The sequence below is a fragment of the Vibrio sp. R-1 genome (genome assembly GCF_035615595.1).
In the GTDB taxonomy this organism is placed as follows: domain Bacteria; phylum Pseudomonadota; class Gammaproteobacteria; order Enterobacterales; family Vibrionaceae; genus Vibrio; species Vibrio cholerae.
Genome location: NZ_WPDC01000020.1, coordinates 14366 through 32385, shown reverse-complemented (window position 1 = coordinate 32385; position 18020 = coordinate 14366). Strand labels below are relative to the sequence as shown.

At 48.4% G+C, this 18020-nt stretch carries 14 protein-coding genes; 5 read left to right on the top strand and 9 right to left on the bottom strand.

Annotated features, from left to right (window positions below):
• Positions 1-81: 81 nt before the first annotated feature.
• Positions 82-2613 (bottom strand): class I adenylate cyclase, encoded by a 2532-nt coding sequence (locus GOU96_RS06740; protein ID WP_032468119.1) that lies wholly within the window; start codon positions 2611-2613, stop codon positions 82-84.
• Between the two features lie 356 nt (positions 2614-2969).
• Between GOU96_RS06740 and hemC the strand changes: the two genes are divergently transcribed.
• From hemC to GOU96_RS06720, 4 genes are all read left to right on the top strand, one after another.
• Entirely contained in the window at positions 2970-3905 is a 936-nt protein-coding gene (gene hemC, locus GOU96_RS06735; protein ID WP_162811994.1) for a hydroxymethylbilane synthase, read from the top strand.
• Between the two features lie 92 nt (positions 3906-3997).
• Positions 3998-4765, top strand: coding sequence for a uroporphyrinogen-III synthase (locus GOU96_RS06730; RefSeq protein ID WP_032477143.1), 768 nt, complete (start codon positions 3998-4000; stop codon positions 4763-4765).
• Positions 4749-5948 carry a uroporphyrinogen-III C-methyltransferase gene (locus GOU96_RS06725; protein ID WP_267781640.1) on the top strand — a complete coding sequence of 400 codons (1200 nt, stop codon included), beginning with the start codon at positions 4749-4751 and terminating at the stop codon, positions 5946-5948. Before GOU96_RS06730 ends, GOU96_RS06725 begins: the two co-directional genes overlap by 17 nt.
• Entirely contained in the window at positions 5945-7141 is a 1197-nt protein-coding gene (locus GOU96_RS06720; RefSeq protein ID WP_000620218.1) for a heme biosynthesis protein HemY, read from the top strand. Before GOU96_RS06725 ends, GOU96_RS06720 begins: the two co-directional genes overlap by 4 nt.
• 63 nt (positions 7142-7204) lie before the next feature.
• Here the strand turns inward: GOU96_RS06720 and hemN are convergent, their stop codons facing one another.
• The 5 genes from hemN to GOU96_RS06695 all read right to left on the bottom strand — a co-directional run bounded on the left by hemN (position 7205) and on the right by GOU96_RS06695 (position 11235).
• Positions 7205-8593 (bottom strand): oxygen-independent coproporphyrinogen III oxidase, encoded by a 1389-nt coding sequence (gene hemN, locus GOU96_RS06715; RefSeq protein ID WP_000100647.1) that lies wholly within the window; start codon positions 8591-8593, stop codon positions 7205-7207.
• Between the two features lie 138 nt (positions 8594-8731).
• Positions 8732-9220, bottom strand: a complete 489-nt coding sequence (locus tag GOU96_RS06710; protein WP_001013982.1) for a DUF2489 domain-containing protein — start codon at positions 9218-9220, stop codon at positions 8732-8734.
• Positions 9221-9229: 9 nt separating this feature from the next.
• Entirely contained in the window at positions 9230-9778 is a 549-nt protein-coding gene (yihI, locus tag GOU96_RS06705) for a Der GTPase-activating protein YihI (RefSeq protein WP_071179815.1), read from the bottom strand.
• Positions 9778-10416: a class I SAM-dependent methyltransferase gene (locus GOU96_RS06700; RefSeq protein WP_000549852.1), complete on the bottom strand. Its 639-nt coding sequence runs from the start codon at positions 10414-10416 to the stop codon at positions 9778-9780. The genes yihI and GOU96_RS06700 overlap by 1 nt, the downstream gene beginning before the upstream one ends.
• Positions 10417-10617: 201 nt before the next feature.
• Positions 10618-11235, bottom strand: a complete 618-nt coding sequence (locus GOU96_RS06695; RefSeq protein WP_000731839.1) for a c-type cytochrome — start codon at positions 11233-11235, stop codon at positions 10618-10620.
• Positions 11236-11386: 151 nt separating this feature from the next.
• Between GOU96_RS06695 and yihA the strand changes: the two genes are divergently transcribed.
• A complete protein-coding gene (gene yihA / locus GOU96_RS06690; protein WP_000111629.1) occupies positions 11387-12049 on the top strand; it encodes a ribosome biogenesis GTP-binding protein YihA/YsxC in 663 nt (220 codons plus the stop codon).
• A 747-nt stretch (positions 12050-12796) separates the two neighbouring features.
• On the opposite strand, the gene polA is transcribed toward yihA, so the two are convergent.
• From polA to hemB, 3 genes are all read right to left on the bottom strand, one after another.
• Positions 12797-15601 (bottom strand): DNA polymerase I, encoded by a 2805-nt coding sequence (gene polA, locus GOU96_RS06685; RefSeq protein ID WP_175229719.1) that lies wholly within the window; start codon positions 15599-15601, stop codon positions 12797-12799.
• Positions 15602-16298: 697 nt separating this feature from the next.
• Positions 16299-16727: a GNAT family N-acetyltransferase gene (locus GOU96_RS06680; RefSeq protein ID WP_042989729.1), complete on the bottom strand. Its 429-nt coding sequence runs from the start codon at positions 16725-16727 to the stop codon at positions 16299-16301.
• Positions 16728-16833: 106 nt separating this feature from the next.
• The gene (hemB, locus tag GOU96_RS06675; protein ID WP_000116550.1) at positions 16834-17877 is read right to left on the bottom strand and encodes a porphobilinogen synthase; all 1044 of its coding nucleotides are present in this window, start codon (positions 17875-17877) and stop codon (positions 16834-16836) included.
• Between the last annotated feature and the right edge of the window lie 143 nt (positions 17878-18020).

Genomic DNA, 18020 nt, shown 5'->3' with positions numbered 1-18020 from the left:
GTCTCTGACGCATAATAAAAAAGGGCACGATTGTGCTCTTTTTTATTGATAAGGATTTAGAAAACCTGAGACGTCAACGAGTTAGGCATTGACCACTTGCGAAGGCTTGGAATACACAGCGCTGTCGTTACGATACGGCACCACGTACGTTTCTCCCTCTTCAGGGTGGATGATTTGGTAATACTGCGGCAAGTTAAAATTGATGCTTTTCGCGCCGAGTTTATTGCTGTCATCCAACATCGAGGTGTAGAAGCTGTTGACGCTGGCAATCATTTCGTCTTTTTCGCCATTAAACTGGTGATAGACTTCAACGCGGTTGGCCTCATCAAGCACATAGATGTTGAAACCTTTCTCGGTATCTTCAAAGAAGAACTGCACCAAACCTTCACTGGCAAAACTATCCACCACCGCTGGCAATGGGTAATCTTGATCGCGATCGAGCATCAGTAAAGGCGAGCCCTTGAGCTTATTGGTTGAGATGCTGCGATAGAAATCGACCGAGTTTTCCAACTTCTGAACCGATACACCACGGCGTTCAAAGAACAAACCATACATCTGATCGCCCATGCGCAGCGCTTTGAAACGACGACGTTTCTCTTGCTCCATCGGCTTGAGGCGCAAATCGATGCACTCAGCCAACAGTTGATAAACCAAGTTACGCATCACGCCGCGCAAGTTTTTGCTGTAGCAGAACACATCCACCGATTCTGGCGGCAGCGCATCCTGATGCATTTTTCCAAGCACGGTTTTCAACGCATCAAGCATGGCCGTCTGGCCTTCAAAATGCAGGGTACGCACTTCTTGCCACGAGTTGCGATACACCAAATCGACACTGCCGACTAAGCATTTCTGCTCAGCACCAAAACTAAAAATATCGATATTTTTCAGGTCGACTTTCAGCGCTTTCCCACTCAATTCACTGGTTGGGTCGTGCTCAAAATTGATGAACATGGCAAGCTGGCTAATCTCACAAGGATTGGCTAGCGCTTGCATAGTAGGGCGACGCTTACGCAGCGAAAAGGTATTACGCAGATCGCTGACCATTTGGTAGAACTTGTCGATGTCTAGCTGCGCTTCACGCACCACCGCATGCAATCGAGTCGACTCAGTGATCAGGCCATTAAAAAAGGCCCACGCCACCAATTTACTCAAGTATTCGTTGTGCTCAAGATACGGCTGACCAATCAAGCGCTGCGCCTGCAGCGGCTGCTTGTAGAGATACCAGCCGGGCTTATTGGTGCGTCCAGCACAAACCTCAATAAAACTTAAATCGGGCTCATGCAGGTCTGGGGAAATTTGTGGGTTGAGCAGTGTGACTTTCCCCGGCAGCACTTCAAACGCCGCGTACAGTTTACGCGCCAAAATCGAGATATCTTGTGGGCTAATGGCCGAGGTGATGTCATTACGACGCGCAAACTGGATCAGGTTACGATAGCTGAGCATCAAGGCATCAAGCAGTGCGTGGTGCACGACCTTCACTTGCTCGACTTTCCAGTGACGACGGTTATCGAGCTCGGCAATCAAATCTGCGCTCCATTGCCATTCGCTGGTCAGTTCCCGTAAAGCTTCACGACGCCAAGGCATCGAGCCGACGCCCGGCTCACGCGACAACTTCTCATGGGTTTTGAGATAGAAACAGCGGCGCACTAAATCAAGGCGCGTGCTATCACCAATTCGCACCAAATAGCGCGTCACTTTCTCTAACATCTGATAGTAAGAGTCCATGCCGTACAGATCCGGCTCATCGGCAAAGAAGCGGCGCTTGCTGTCGATACTCAACAGTTGAGTGTGCGGGTACTCCCACGAATAAGCTTCAAGCAAAATGGCTTTGAGTACCGATTTATAAGGCGAGTCAATGCTCTTATACAGTTGCCACAAGTTCGCGCCAAAGTACTCTTCAGCCGGAATGCGGTTTAACTTGCCAAAATCGATCCACTCAGTGCAGTTCAAATACCCATTTGAACAGAGCTCGTGAACATATTCGTCGTAGCACTCTTCCATTTCTGGTGGCACGATTTGCCACAGCAGTCGCTTGCCCGCTAAGCGCACCGCAGAGCGGTAAAACTCATCCAATAACAATAAATGCTGTGATGAACCACAGTTTTCACCGCTTAACGCTTCGGAATGGTTATGGCGAAAACGCTCTTCATTCATGATGAAGAAATTGGCTTCAACACCCTGACTTTTCGCCCAATCGGTAATGAGCAGACATTTACTGGAGAGGTTATCGCGCGCCTCACAACTCATGTGAGCAGAGACACAGACCCAAATATCCAGATCGCTCGATGTGCTTTGACCGATCGATGAGGTGCTGCCCATCGTATACAAGCCTAAAATTGCCGGATTGTCAGTTGGCGTTAATGGCTCGCCGAGCGTCAACTGCGCATCATCGATGAATTGCTGCTGGATAGGATTGGCTTCAAACAGATGGATACCGAAAGGCGTATCAGCAGAAAAATAACCGGGGATCAGGGGATGATTAAATTGAAATAGTGCAGGAATGAGGTGGAAAACACGTTGACTTTGCAAATCCATAAGAGCCAGCGCACGTTCAATACGTTGCCGGTTTAACTTATCAAGTCTATGGATTAAGGTCTGAGTATAAGCCTGCAAGTTTGCTTCCCTGATATGACAGATAAAAGCCGCTTTTTGGTTATGTTTTACGCGACCATGCCAACAAAACGTGATCAATCTAACACTTCTTTCCGGTTTGGTAAAGCGCTCTTGGAAGCACATCACACCAAACTAAACACTTATCAACACAAAACAGCATAAATGATTACAGTGTTGTTGCAAATTGCCGTTTTGTAAGTATCGCCAAGATAATAAATGCGAGTCGAATCACACAATCAAGCGCGAAAACGACATTCTTCTGCGCAAAATCGTTCCGGCTCGAACTAGTTGTAAGCATTTTAAGCCCTAAGTGATAGGATTAGGCGATTTTAAAACAGATGGATAGGAACATCATAATGACCGAGACGCCGATTCGCATTGCAACCCGCCAGAGTCCACTGGCTTTGTGGCAAGCCAACTATGTTAAAGACGCCTTAATGGCAGCCCACCCCGGACTGCAGGTGGAGTTGGTGACTATGGTCACGCGCGGCGATGTGATTCTGGATACTCCACTGGCTAAAGTGGGCGGTAAAGGCTTATTCGTGAAAGAGCTGGAAATTGCCATGCTCGAAGGGCGCGCCGATTTAGCCGTGCATTCAATGAAAGATGTTCCGGTCGATTTCCCTGACGGTCTAGGCTTAGTCACCATCTGCGAACGAGAAGATCCGCGTGATGCGTTTGTCTCAAATACCTACGCCAAGATTGAAGATCTGCCCTCGGGCGCTATCGTCGGTACCTGCAGTTTACGCCGCCAATGCCAACTCAAAGCAGCACGGCCAGATTTAGTGATTAAAGAGCTGCGCGGCAACGTGGGGACTCGCCTAAGTAAGCTTGATGCGGGCGAATACGATGCCATCATTTTAGCGGCAGCAGGCCTAAAACGCCTTGAGCTCGAAAGCCGCATTCGTAGCTTTATTGAACCGGAACAGTCCCTACCTGCAGTTGGCCAAGGTGCCGTCGGTATTGAATGTCGCGTAGATGATCAACGCGTGCGCGCCCTACTCGCGCCCCTTAACCATGCTGATACCGCCGATCGAGTGCGCTGCGAACGCGCGATGAATCTCACGTTACAAGGTGGCTGTCAGGTGCCGATTGGTAGCTATGCACTGCTGGAGGGTGACACTATTTGGCTACGCGCTCTTGTGGGTGAACCCGATGGTTCGAAAATCGTGCGCGGCGAAATTCGCGGACCTCGCACACAAGCGGAACAACTTGGCATCACGCTGGCTGAGCAACTGCTTAGCCAAGGAGCCAAAGAGATCTTGGAGCGTCTCTACTGTGACCATGAATAATGGTGACCACGAATAATGGTGACCACGAATAATGGTAAGCCTATGTCCGCACGCATAGACTGATTGCTTATCTCGCATTGATTGAGGGTGTTATGACAGTACTGGTCACTCGTCCTGATGAACAAGGCACAGAGCTGTGCCAACTGCTGCACCAGCAGGGCATCCCCGCCCTGCATCATCCGCTGATCGCCATCTCTGCCAGCCCTCAACTTACTGCGCTGGCAGAAGATTTATCTTCATTCGATATCATCATTGCCGTCAGTCAACATGCCGTCATCTTCAGTGACCAATTTCTGCAACATCGCCGAATTTGTTGGCCAAATAACGCTATTTACCTTGCCGTTGGTCAAAAAACCGCGCATGTTTTCAGCAAAGCCTGCCAACAATCAGTAGACTATCCAGAAATAAGCGATAGTGAACATCTGCTGGCACTCAGTATGCTGCGGGATGTTGCAGGTAAGAAGGTATTGATCTTACGTGGTAATGGTGGTCGTGAGCTGATTTATTCCACCTTAGTGGAAAGAGGAGCGACAGTGCGCTATCAAGAAGCGTATTGTCGACATGAGCGGCTTTTTGCCGCCGCCGAGTGTGTCCAAAAATGGCAGTTGGCGAAGGTCGACTCACTGGTGATCACCAGCAGTGAGCAGTTGGCTTTTTTTATCCGTCAGTTCGAGACATCACACTTGCCATGGGTGCAGCAGTTAACTTTGCTCGTACCCAGCCAACGGATTGCCACTCTCGCCCATCAACTAGGATTTCATCGCATCGTGGTCACGCTAAGTGCTGCTAATCGCGATTTAGTCGCGGCATTGATGCCCGAAAAACCAACAGGAACTCTGAGCAATGACCAACAACAATAAACCGCAACAAGAACCTGAAACCACAGTAAACCCAAGTTCGGCAGCGGTGACTCCCCCGACCGCGCCCGACAAACAAGATAGCCCAGCGCCAAACCAACCGGCGGCCAAAAAAACCTTGGACAGCACACCAGCTCAAACTCCGCCGCCGCAACCAAACTCGCAAGGGAAAAAGTTGGCAAGCGTGGCGCTTTTGCTGGTGTTAGCGCTCGGCGCAAGTTTTGCCTATGTGCATCAGCAGCAAAAAAGTCAATTTAACAACCAGTTGCAAGCCGTAAGCGCAGAGCTGAAACAAACTCGTGATGCGCTCAATGCGCAGTTGGAACAAACGGTATCGAAAGCCACATCACAAGCCACTGAGATTACTCATCGCGCAGAAACCGTGTTGGAACAGCAACAAAAAAGTATTGAAAGCTTGCAGCTCGCCGTGGCGGATATTAAAGGCCGCCGCCCAAATGATTGGCTACTTGCAGAAGCGGATTACTTGGTCAAGCTCGCGGGTCGCAAGCTGTTTCTTGAGCACGATGTGGAAACCGCAACTCAATTGATGGAAAGTGCCGACCAGCGCATCGCTGCGCTTAATGACCCTAGCCTCACGCCGCTGCGTAAAGCGATGGCCAATGACATCACTACCCTGAAAAATATACCGCTCATTGACCGCGATGGCTTAGTGCTGCGCCTCATCAGCTTGCAACAGCAGATCGATAGCTTACCGCTGGCCAATGCCATCTTGCCTGCCGATCAGCCACAAACAAGCCAAGCGGTATCAGAAAACATCGATGACTGGCAAACCAACCTGAAAAATTCGCTCAAAGCGTTTGCCGATAACTTCATCACTTTCCGCTCACGTGATGGCAATGTGATCCCACTTCTCTCTCCTACTCAGCATTTTTATTTGCGAGAAAATCTGCAAGCCAAGTTAGAAACGGCGATCAAAGGGGTGTACACGGAACAACAAACACTCTACCGCACAGCTCTCGACACAGCCGCCCAGTGGTCAACATCGTTCTTCAATCCAGACGATAAAGCCGTACAAAGCTTTAACGCAGCGTTGGCCCAGCTCGCCGAGCAGCAAGTGCAAGTGGAATACCCCGTTAAATTACAGGCTCAGCAACAGCTCGCCGATGTGATCAACGAACGCTTGCGCCGCAGTGTTTCACCACTGACCACGGGGGCTGAGCAATGATTCGTCTCATATTCCTCTTTGTTGTCTTAGGACTTGGCCTGTTTGTGGGAACGCAATACGCTGGCCAACAAGGCTATGTGCTGATCTCGATCGCCAATCGCACCATTGAAATGAGTGTCACCACTTTAGTGATTTTTATCATTGGAGCATTGGCTGCTCTGTTCGCTCTAGAGTTTTTGGTGAAAAAAATCCTCTACACCAGCTTTCACACTTGGAACTGGTTTAGCGTGCGTAAGCAGCGTCGCTCACGCCGTTATACCAATGAAGGGATCATCAAACTGCTGGAAGGCGATTGGACACAAGCCGAGAAGAAAGTGACTCGTTGGGCCAACCATCACGATATGCCGCTGCTTTGCTATCTTGTCGCTTCAGAAGCCGCCAATGGTATGGGCGATCGAGCTAAGCGCGATCATTACTTAGCGCTGGCCGCTCAGCAAAATAACTCGACTTTGGCGGTGGAGCTGACGCGCGCCAAACAACAACTGGGTGATGGCGATAACCAAGCGGCCCTAGAAACCTTAACTCAACTGCAGCGCAATCACCCGCACAATACGGTGGTGCTCAACTTGCTCAAGCAGTGTTATCAAGCCCTTGGCGAGTGGCAACCACTGTTGGCCTTGCTACCCAAACTGGTCAAAGCGAAACGTCTAAGCAATGAGGAAGCGCAGCAACTGGAAATCACCGCTCAGCGTGGCATTTTGCAAGACATTGCCAGCCAAAAAGGCAGTGAAGGCTTGATGCAACATTGGGCTCAACTGTCACGTAAACTGAAAGCGGAGCCGGAACTTTTGATGTGCTTTATCACTCAGCTTATTCAACGCAAAGCTGACTATGAGGCCTTCTCAATGATCAAAGAGAGCTTGAAGAAACAAGCGACTCCTGAGCTGTACGCGCTACTGCCGGAGCTCAATATCAGCGATCGCCATCCCCTGATTGCCTTGCTGCAAGAAGCGCTGCGTCGTGATGGCAATAATGCCGAAGCACATAGCGCTTTGGGTCAACTGTATCTGCGTGAGAAACATTGGGCTGATGCGCAGAAACATCTCGAAAAAGCGCTGTCACTGCGCTCTAGCGTCTCCGACTATGCCTATTTGGCTGATGCGCTGGAAAAGCAGAATTTCACGCGTGCCGCACACGATGTTTCTCGTAAAGCACTCTCTTTGCTGGAGTCACCTTCCGCTCAGTCATCCTGAATTAAAATCAGAGCACAAACAACAAGGCCACCGCATGCGGTGGCCTTGTTGTTGAATGCGGTCTTAAATGACTCGCGAGAACTGCTGCTGACGCGCCCGCTCACGCAAGTATTTATCAAAACACATACAGATGTTGCGAATTAACAAACGCCCACGCAGCGTCACTTCAATCATGCGTTCATCCACCGTCACCAACCCATCGTCGATAAAGGTTTGTAGCAGAGCTAAATCTTGGCGGAAGTAGTGATTGAAACGCAGATTAAACTCACGCTCAATCGCTGTTTTATCAAGCTTGAAATTACAAATCAGCTGCTTAATCACTTCACGGCGCAGTAAATCATCCTTATCTAGTGCCACACCTTTCCACAAGGCATGACGCATCTCATTGACTTGCGCATAGTATTTTTTCAGCTCTTTCTGGTTTTGTGCATAGGCATCACCCACCATGGAAATCGCCGAAACCCCAAAGCCGACTAAGTCACACTCACCTTGGGTGGTGTAGCCTTGGAAATTACGGTGCAAAATACCGCTGCGCTGAGCAATCGCTAGCTCATCATCCGGCAAGGCAAAGTGATCCATACCGATGAACTGATACCCCGCGCCCGTTAGCGTGGTGATTGTCTGCTGTAAAATCGCCAGTTTTTCTTCGGCGGCAGGTAAATCGGCTTCTTTAATTTTGCGCTGCGCCGCGAACAGTTGCGGCATGTGCGCGTAGTTAAATACCGACAAACGCCCCGGCTGCATGGTCAGTACTTGTTGCAACGTCTGGGCAAAGGTTGCTGCGGTTTGCTTAGGTAAGCCGTAAATGAGGTCAAGGTTGGTCGAACGAAAACCCAGCTGTTTAGCGCGCTCAACCAGATCAAAAATGAACTGCTCATCTTGCTCACGGTTAACCAGCTTCTGCACTTCTTTATTGAAATCCTGCACCCCGATGCTGACTCGGTTAAAGCCTTCTTGGCGCAGGTGATCAAGCACCTCTAACTGGATTTCACGCGGATCGATTTCAATACTGATTTCCGCCTCATCGGCGAAGTGAAACTCGCTACGCAGCAGCGTCATCAAACGACTGATTTGAGCGTTGGTCAAGAACGTCGGCGTACCACCACCGAAGTGGAGTTGAGTGACGTTTCTTCCGATTAATAGTGAGGCGCGTTGACGAATTTCATGCTCAAGCACATCAAGGTACTCATCCGCTTTGTGCGAATGACGAGTGATCACCTTGTTACAACCACAGTAGTAACAAAGCTTATGGCAAAACGGGATATGAATGTACAGCGATAATGGTCGCTCTGGGTACTGAGTACAGGCCATATCAAAGTCAGCGATGGTAAAGGCTTCATGGAACTCAACCGCAGTCGGGTATGAAGTGTAACGCGGACCGGAGTAGTTGTACTTATCCAGAATGGCCTGATCCCATACGATCTGTTGGCTGGGTACGACATACGACGACATAATGAATCTTTCCGTTTTGCTCAATTCTTGACGGGCTATTCTGCCACACGACATTGACGAACGTCGGGCGGCAGAACAGGATCTGGCAACAAAATATTCGATTCTGCTAGCGCGATCACTCCCCCTTTCGGGTTAGTTTCACACCATCTGAATCGCGATTTGATTATTCAGCGGCTGAATGCGCTGCTTGAGTGCAGTGAGTTCGACAATGATCGCATCTTGCAGACGACTTTCTGCTTTGGTGCGCTCCAGATTCTGTTTCATCCGCTCTTGTTTGGGGAGTTGTTGGCGCGCTTCGCCACGCGGCATATTTTTCACCACATGGTACAGCTCGCTGATGGCGGGATACTCTTGTTCAAAATTGATGCGCTGCTCACCTTGTACGTAATCCATAATGCAATAGACGCGAATACTGATTTCAGAGAGATCACACTGCCCCTGAATCCCCGCCATACAAAGGATATTAACGCTGTCAAAGATGTTGGCGTTACGCTTTTCAATCGCTAACTGTTGCTGTTGCCGCTGTAGCGCCTGCTGCTTTTTCACTTGCCACAGCAAGTAAGCTGCATAGCTGGCCAATGCCACGATAATGGCACCGCCCACACTAGCCAGTAGCATCCCGTTCATCACCGCTCCTTAATCTTGGTACTTATCCACATCCAGCTGCTCAAACTCAGACAATAGATCGTCTTCAGTTTTGCGCTTTTTAGTCGGTTTTGACTGTGGTGCAGGCGCTGGCTCTGGTTCATCGTCGAGCAAGCCCAACTGCTCCATCAGCACTTCAATGCGATCCAGCTTCTCATCCACGTATTTCTGCAAGCCAATCCCGAGCTTTTCGCCGTTGTCGAGTCGGTCGAGCAGCACGTTGAGTTGCGCGTCTTTCTCTAGCATCGCTAGCTCTTGCTCAGCCGCCTGTTTGCGCTCTTGCTTATTGAGCTTCTTCGGCTCTGCCACAATCAATGGAATCGGCTTTTTGCTACCCAAACGCGGGTCGCGCTTTTGCGCCGCTTGGCGCACTTGGCTTTCACTGCCTTCTGAATGGCGGCTGCCTGACTTTAAGCCTTTACGCTTTTTCAGTTTTTTACGCAGGCGGCTTTCCAATTCGGATTCGCTGCGTGTACGTACCACGACCAGTTGATCGTTACTGTTGGTACCCGGTTTTCTCGATTTTTTTGAGCGACTCATTACTGGGTTTTCCTCAGTAAAATTACATCATTACCAATAAATTCAAGTTCGAGCTGATCCCGCTCCGCCAGATACTGAAACGTAGCACGACTAAAAAAGATCACATGGGTGAGATCATTCTTGTAGTGCCAACCAGCAAACGCGTCTAAGTCTTTGACCATTTTTGTCATCAGACCAATCCAGCCGCCTGGCTTAACTAAATTTAACCATTGCTGCCACACTCGGTGCGGATCGTGCAGATGCTCAATCACCTCGGTCGCAGTCATAAAATCATATTGACGGTTCAACACTTGCGTATCTGGATGATAGAAGATGTCGTACAACGCCATGCTGTGTCCCGCCTCTTCTAACATGAGAGACAAGGTTGGACCTGGCCCACAGCCAAAATCTAGCCCTTGTGATTGGGGAGGCACTCTCTCAAGCATAGGAGAACAGACGCGTGATAAAAAGCGTCGATAGCCCTCATCACTCGGAATGTTCTGATGCAAGTCATAGAAGCCCTTTTCGCGCTCCGCACTTAAGCGTTGCTCAGGATTCACATACACCAGTTCGCACTGCTGACATTGAAAATAGTCGCGCTGCTTATCAGCAAAATACGCTTGGCTATTTTCACTGTGACATAACGGGCATAGATGCATGCTGACCTCCTCCAACGGGATGCGCAACATACCAGAAACTGCCTTGAGAGTGGAGTGTAAAAGGCGATTTTCTCATCAGCCTAAACAAAAAACGCTGAATTGCTCGATGCGTTACCCCAAAAGAGGTGGGCAAGCCATAAAAAGCAACAGCCCTAGTAAGGTCACTAGGGCTGTTTAGTCATCTTTGCTCGTTTTGCCTAATTAGTGTAGGCCACCTACGTATTTAGATAGGATATCGATATCCGCATCGGTCAGCTTATGTGCCACATCACGCATCATTTCGTTCATATCGTTCGCACGAGTTCCGGAACGGAACTTTTCTAGCTGCGCTTTAATGTAGTCAGCATGCTGGCCTGAAATTTTTGGAAAGCCTGATAACTCCGTACCATTACCGCGCGGACCATGACACGCAATGCAAGCGGTCAACCCACGTGATGCATCGCCAGCGGTATAAAGTACTTTACCTTGGGCCACGACATCTTCTGGTGTGGTATTGCCAGAGATAGGCATAGAGGCATAGTATGCCGCCAAGTCAGCGATATCTTCATCGCTCAGTGGCATCGCCATTGCACTCATCACAGGATCATAACGGCCCTGTTTTCCACCGCTGGAAGCACCCAATTTCAGTTCCTTGAGTTGTTTCTCAAGGTACTTCTCATGTTGCCCTGCCAGTTTAGGGTAAATGGTTAACGGGCTGTTGCCGTCTGCACCGTGGCAGGCAGCACAGGTTAGAGATTTGGCTTTACCAGCTTCGATACTACCTTGGGCCCATACAGAGCAGCTGGCTAAAACACTCAAGATTAGCGCTAATTTCTTCATGACATTCCATTTATAATTATCAAGCTTCCAGTACCACTCTGGGGTACCTCTCATGGTACAATAGGCGACCTTATGCCGAGCACGGTTATTTTACACAATTTCACAAAAAAGTAATCAATCGACTACACAAAGTCGAGATGGAGTTAACACAGTGAGCGTAAAAATTCATTACCAAAACACGCATTTCATTACCAGTGCGCCTGATATTCGCCATCTTCCTGAAGATGAAGGTATCGAAATTGCGTTTGCAGGACGCTCTAATGCTGGTAAGTCAAGTTCCCTTAATCGCCTGACCAACCAGAAAAATCTGGCCAAAACCAGTAAGACTCCGGGTCGTACGCAGTTGATTAACCTTTTTAAAGTAGCAGACGGCTGTCATATCGTCGATTTGCCCGGATATGGCTTTGCTCAAGTCCCGCTAGAGATGAAGCTCAAGTGGCAGCGAGCCCTTGGTGAATACTTACAAAAGCGCCAAAGCCTAAAAGGCTTAGTGGTACTGATGGATATTCGTCATCCGATGAAAGACCTCGATCAGCAACTGATCATCTGGGCGGTAGAGTGCGGAATTCCAGTACAAGTGATGCTGACTAAAGCGGATAAGCTAAAAAGTGGCGCTCGTAAAGCACAAGTATTGAAAGTGCGTGAAGAGGCAAAAACCTTTGGTGGCGATGTGGCCGTTGATGCTTTCTCTTCATTAAGCGGAATTGGTGTCGATACTCTGCGCGCCAAACTGGATGAGTGGTATGCACCGGTGTTGGCAGCTATTGCCGAACAAGAAGAAGGCGAGCAGCCTGAATCGTCTACCGACCAATAGTCTTAACACTATGTCACGACAAACCTCGCTCATGCGGGGTTTTTTATTACCACAATTCAGAGATGTCACTCAGGATTGTCGATGGTAGGCCAACAAATATGAGGGAAAGCAACAAAATCCCCACCATCCTGGTGGGGCAACGGGAGAGAAAACGGTTTTTATTGTTATGGCCCAAGCATTCCGCAAACGCGGCTCTTTTTCAAGTCGGCACAAAACGCTCAAGATCAGATGACTCAAGATAGCTTAACCCTTTCTGCTCTTGGCTTTCAGCATCGTTCGAAGGCCTAAATGCTGTGTTTTAGAGACTTGATTTCTCGTTAGAAATAATAAAAGTGTGAATGGTGTTTAGTTACAGAATGGAGTGTTTTTTGTCGAATCAATCCGCTTAAAGTACATAAGCGACCGACCACAAAATGAGCAGAGATATAGGCTAAAAGCAGAAGTGCCAACGTGGAATAGCGCCCAATAAAAAACGCCCCAGTCAAATGGTGACTGGGGCGGCTGAATCAGCCTAATCCAATAACGTGAAACAAAAGGTCTGAAAGATAGAACATCTTACCTCTGTACCCTACGCGAGCTAATGTACAACAATTGGTCAGAATTGAAAATATTTTTTGTAGTTTTTTTTCATTAAATTTTAGTTAAACAACATAACTGTCTGAGCTAGGTAAACTTTTTTTAGTGATAAAAAAAGCCAGCGAACGTGCGCTGGCTCATGCATTTCTTCAGTTTCGCTGGAAAATCGAGCTAGTGTGCCTGATCCCAGTTGTCGCCGTGACCAGCTTCGGCCACTAAAGGCACTGCAAGCTCGGCCGCTGACTCCATCAGCTGTTGTACTTTACTTTCAATTTCGGATAAAGATGACTCTTTAACTTCAAAGACCAATTCATCGTGTACTTGCATCAGCAATTTGACTCGGCCATCGCCTTCTCGCTCAATCCACTCATCCACCAACAACATGGCTTTTTTGATGATGTCTGCCGCAGTGCCTTGCATCGGTGCGTTGATCGCTGCCCGCTCAGCCGCTTTGCGGCGCATAGCGTTACGTGAGGTAATTTCCGGCAAATGTAAGCGACGACCGAAGATGGTTTCGACATAACCCAATTGTGCAGCACGGCTACGCGTATCTTCCATGTACTGCATCACGCCGGGATAACGCTCGAAGTATTTATCCATATACTCTTGTGCTTCACCGCGTGGAATACCGAGCTGTTTTGCCAGACCAAACGCACTCATGCCGTAGATCAAACCAAAGTTCACCGCTTTCGCTCGACGACGCTGCTCACTGCTCACTTGATCAATCGGCACACCAATGATTTCTGCCGCTGTCGCCGCATGGATATCTTTCCCATCACGGAAAGCATCCAATAACGCCTGATCGCCCGACAGGTGCGCCATGATACGCAGCTCGATTTGCGAGTAGTCGACCGCCATGATTTTCCAACCATGCGGAGCAACAAACGCTTGGCGAATACGGCGTCCTTCTTCATTACGCACAGGGATGTTCTGCAAGTTAGGATCTGTCGATGAAAGACGCCCCGTTGCCGTGACAGCTTGATGGTAAGAAGTATGTACACGCCCTGTATTGGGGTTAATCATCTTCGGCAGCTTATCGGTATAGGTCGACTTGAGTTTGGCCAGACCACGGTACTCAATCAGCACTTTCGGCAGTGGGTAATCCAAAGCCAGCTCTTGCAACACTTCTTCATTGGTTGAAGGTGTACCGGATGGCGTTTTTTGCAAGACAGGCAGTTTCATTTGCTCAAACAAAATGGTTTGTAGCTGCTTCGGCGAGCTTAAGTTGAACGGCTGACCTGCCAACTCATAAGCTTTTTGTTCTAATTGATCTAAACGTAACGCAATTTCTTGCGATTGGGCACTGAGCAGCATGTCGTCGATCATCACGCCCGTACGTTCAATACGTGATAGCACAGGTACCAGCGGTATTTCGATTTCGCGATACACTTGCTCAAGCTTAGCGTCTTGCTCAATCAACGGATGAATACGCTGATGCAAACGCAACGTCACATCCGCATCTTCTGCCGCGTATTGTGCCGCTTCTTCTAAAGCGATTTGGTTAAAGGTGAGCTGGTTCTTACCCTTACCTGCCACTTGTTCAAACGAGATACAGCTGTGCTGTAAAAAACGCAGCGCTAAACTATCCATATCATGTTTGCCGCCCACGCTGTTATAAACGTAGGATTGCAGCATAGTGTCGTGGCGAATACCACGCAGCTCAACGCCGTAGCGCGCCATCACGCTCGCATCGTATTTGAGGTTTTGGCCCACTTTGGCTTTGCTTTCATCTTCAAGCAGAGGTTTCAACTGGGCAATCACCCAGTCGCGATCCAACTGCTGCGGCGCATCCAGATAATCGTGCGCGACTGGCAGATAAGCCGCTTCACCTTCGGCAACTGCAAACGACATCCCCACCAAATTGGCGACCATGTAATCAAGGTTGTCGGTTTCCGTATCAAAGGCAAACAGCTCGGCTTGTTTTAACTTCTCTAACCAAAGCTGGAAGTCTTGCTCGTTTAGGATGGTTTGATACTGACTACGATCGATGTGGGCCGCAGGGCTTTCAGGAATCGCAGCCGCATGACTTGCTGCGGTTGACACAGTAACTGAAGAGGTTTTCGTTTGCTCGTCCGCCGTCACAACACCTGTACCACCATCAAGCAATTCGGTCAGCCAAGATTTAAAGGCGAGCTTACCGTAGAGCGACATCAAGGCGTCACGATCTGGCGTTTGCTTTAGCAGGGTTTGCGGAGATTCCTCAAGCTCGACATCACATTTGATGGTGGCGAGTTGATAAGAGAGCTTGGCATTATCGCGGTTCTCTTCCAGCTTTTGTGCCATGGTTTTTGAGCCACGGAAGCCTAAAGCAGCGATTTTATCGAGGTTGGCGTACAGCGCTTCTAAGCCGCCAATCCCTTGCAAAAGTGCGGTCGCGGTTTTTTCACCCACCCCGGGTACGCCGGGAATGTTATCCACTTTATCGCCCATCAAGGCGAGGTAGTCGATAATAAGCTCTGGCGGGATACCGAATTTTTCAATCACACCTTGGCGATCCAGCACGACGTTGGTCATGGTATTGATCAGGGTAATATTATCATCCACCAACTGCGCCATATCTTTATCGCCGGTACTGATCAAAACAGGCATACCAGCTTGTGAGGCTTGGCGCGCCAACGTACCAATCACATCGTCAGCTTCTACACCTTCAATCGCCAACAGCGGTAAACCCATAGCGCGAATAACTTGGTGTAAAGGTTCAACCTGACAGCGCAACTCATCTGGCATAGGAGGACGATGCGCCTTGTATTGATCGTACATCTCATCACGGAAGGTTTTTCCCTTGGCATCAAAAATCACCGCCATACGATCCGAAGCGAACTGGCGCATCATGCTGCGAATCATGTTTACCACACCATAGATGGCGTTGGTTGGGATTTCACCATTACTCATGGTGCCCGGGTAAGCATGAAATGCGCGATAAAGGTAAGAGGAGCCGTCGATCAAAATCAATGGATTGTCAGGTATATGAGCCATAGAAGGATTATCCAAACGTAAGTAAATGAGCCTAGGATGCCACGACTACTGCTTGGATTCCATGTTGTTACCGATTTTGGCTCATTCAGGGGATATCCGACCCACTTACCCAACCCTGCATTCTGTGGATAACTCTGTTTATAGATTTATTTACGTCGATTTAAAACCGATAAATTTACTGCATGATTAATTTTTAAGTTAATGTTTTTAAAAAATAAAAAAAAGGATCGACTGAAAATAAAATGATCTTTTGCGGATCGTAAATTGTGGAAAAGACACTCGCTGCCCTTTTGCTCACTCTGCTTACGTGATGGATTGACCAGTGGATGAGTGCAGTGAAACTTCATACTTGTCCACTCGTTGCTGGGATAATATTAAGCTTCAGTGGATAACTTCATGGGCGAGAGCCACAAAAAGAAAAAGCGACACCCGAAGATGTCGCCTAGCAAACAAGGTCAAAGCCAATTTTTTGATTCGCTTTACCAAAAAGCTAAAAATTACACTGGAAGCAATGTGAGCAATGTCGTGTCAAAAAGAACCTGCTTAAGTTCGGCCGTTTCGCTACCACATATCGATGACTCGATAAAGGGTGACTTAACGTCCTGGTGAACCTTCACTTGTTCCCTAAGACGTGGTTAATAATAATAGTTCTCATTTAATAGTCAACACCCAAATGAGAAAAAATCTCATTTATTTTTTAGAGCACTTTAACAAAGTGGATTCGGCTCTCGACGATGGATTCTTTTTTATCATAATTTTCAATGAGATAACCATTTTTTATCAACAACCGTAACATGGCGGGAAACTGATTGCGCGATTTCACTTTGATACGTTGATACCCCTGCTCTAACGCCCATTTTTCTTGAACGTCAAGTAAGCGCTGCGCGACACCATGCCCTCGTGCGGCAGGAGTCACACCACCAAACCAGCTGTAGAACGTTTTATTATCGAGCTCGTAACCCATTTTAAAACCTAGCAATTCGCTCTCATTTTCTGCAACGAGCACTAAGCAAGTCTTATCGTTCAGCCGAGCTTGTAAGCTCTGTTCCGTCTCTTTCTGCGCAAACTCATGAATTTTTTCAACGATTTGTACAATTTCACTCAGGGAACCTTCACGAATTAACATCATTTTTCCTCAAACAATCGCCATCGCTAAAAACAGTGGTTTAGAGATGTTAAAAAGGCTGACTTACGTCAGCCTTGAGCTTTGCTTTATTAGCGCGGTGTATTCTTTACTTTTTAGGTAAGAACTGCGCGGCTTTTGCGCTGTCTTCCGCCAGCCACTCAGCCACCTCTTTCGCAAAGTAAGTCAAAATGCCATCTGCACCTGCACGTTTGAAGCAGAGTAAAGATTCGAATACCGTTTCCCGCTCTTTCAACCAACCATTCATGATTGCCGCTTTGTGCATCGCATACTCACCGGAAACTTGGTAAGCGAAGGTCGGTACCTGCAATTCGGTTTTGACTCGACGCACCACATCCAGATAGGGCATGCCGGGTTTCACCATCACCATGTCCGCGCCTTCATTGATGTCCATCGCGACTTCATGCAAAGCTTCATCGGAATTGGCGGGGTCCATTTGGTAGTTTTTCTTGTTGCCACCTTTTAAATTCGCAGATGACCCGACCGCATCACGGAATGGCCCATAGTAATTCGAGGCATATTTAGCGGAATAAGCCATGATTTGAGTATGAATGTACCCCGCCTCTTCCAATGCTTGACGAATACGCCCGATGCGGCCATCCATCATATCGGAAGGGGCAACTACATCCGCACCAGCTTGAGCATGCGACAGTGCTTGCTTCACTAGCACTTCCGTTGTTTCATCATTCAACACATAACCTTGCTCATCGATGATGCCGTCTTGTCCATGAGTTGTGAATGGATCCAACGCCACATCAGTGATCACGCCCATTTGCGGCACATGCTCTTTCAACGCACGCACTGCGCGTTGAACTAAGCCTTCAGGGTTGTAAGCTTCGGCAGCACATAGGCTTTTCGCATCCTGATTGACCACAGGAAACAGAGCAATCGCAGGCACACCGAGGTTAGCGAGGTATTGTGCTTCTTCCAGCATTAAATCGATGGATAAACGTTCTACGCCCGGCATGGAATCGACTTTTTCACGGCGATCTTTACCCATCAAAATAAACATCGGGTAGATCAGATCGTTCACCGACAACTGGTTTTCGGCCACAAGGCGACGGCTGAAATCATGTTTACGCAGGCGGCGTAAACGACGCCCAGGAAATTGACCTTGAATGGATACCGACACTCTATTCTCCTTCTTATGTGGTCAGTGCCTGAAAAATCAGGTTCTGAGGGAAGTGCTGGGCAAAATCATATCACTCTCGGCTCGGCATGCTAGCGGCAAAGCAGGAAAAAGCCAAAAATGACCTCGTGCTCACACTCACGTAT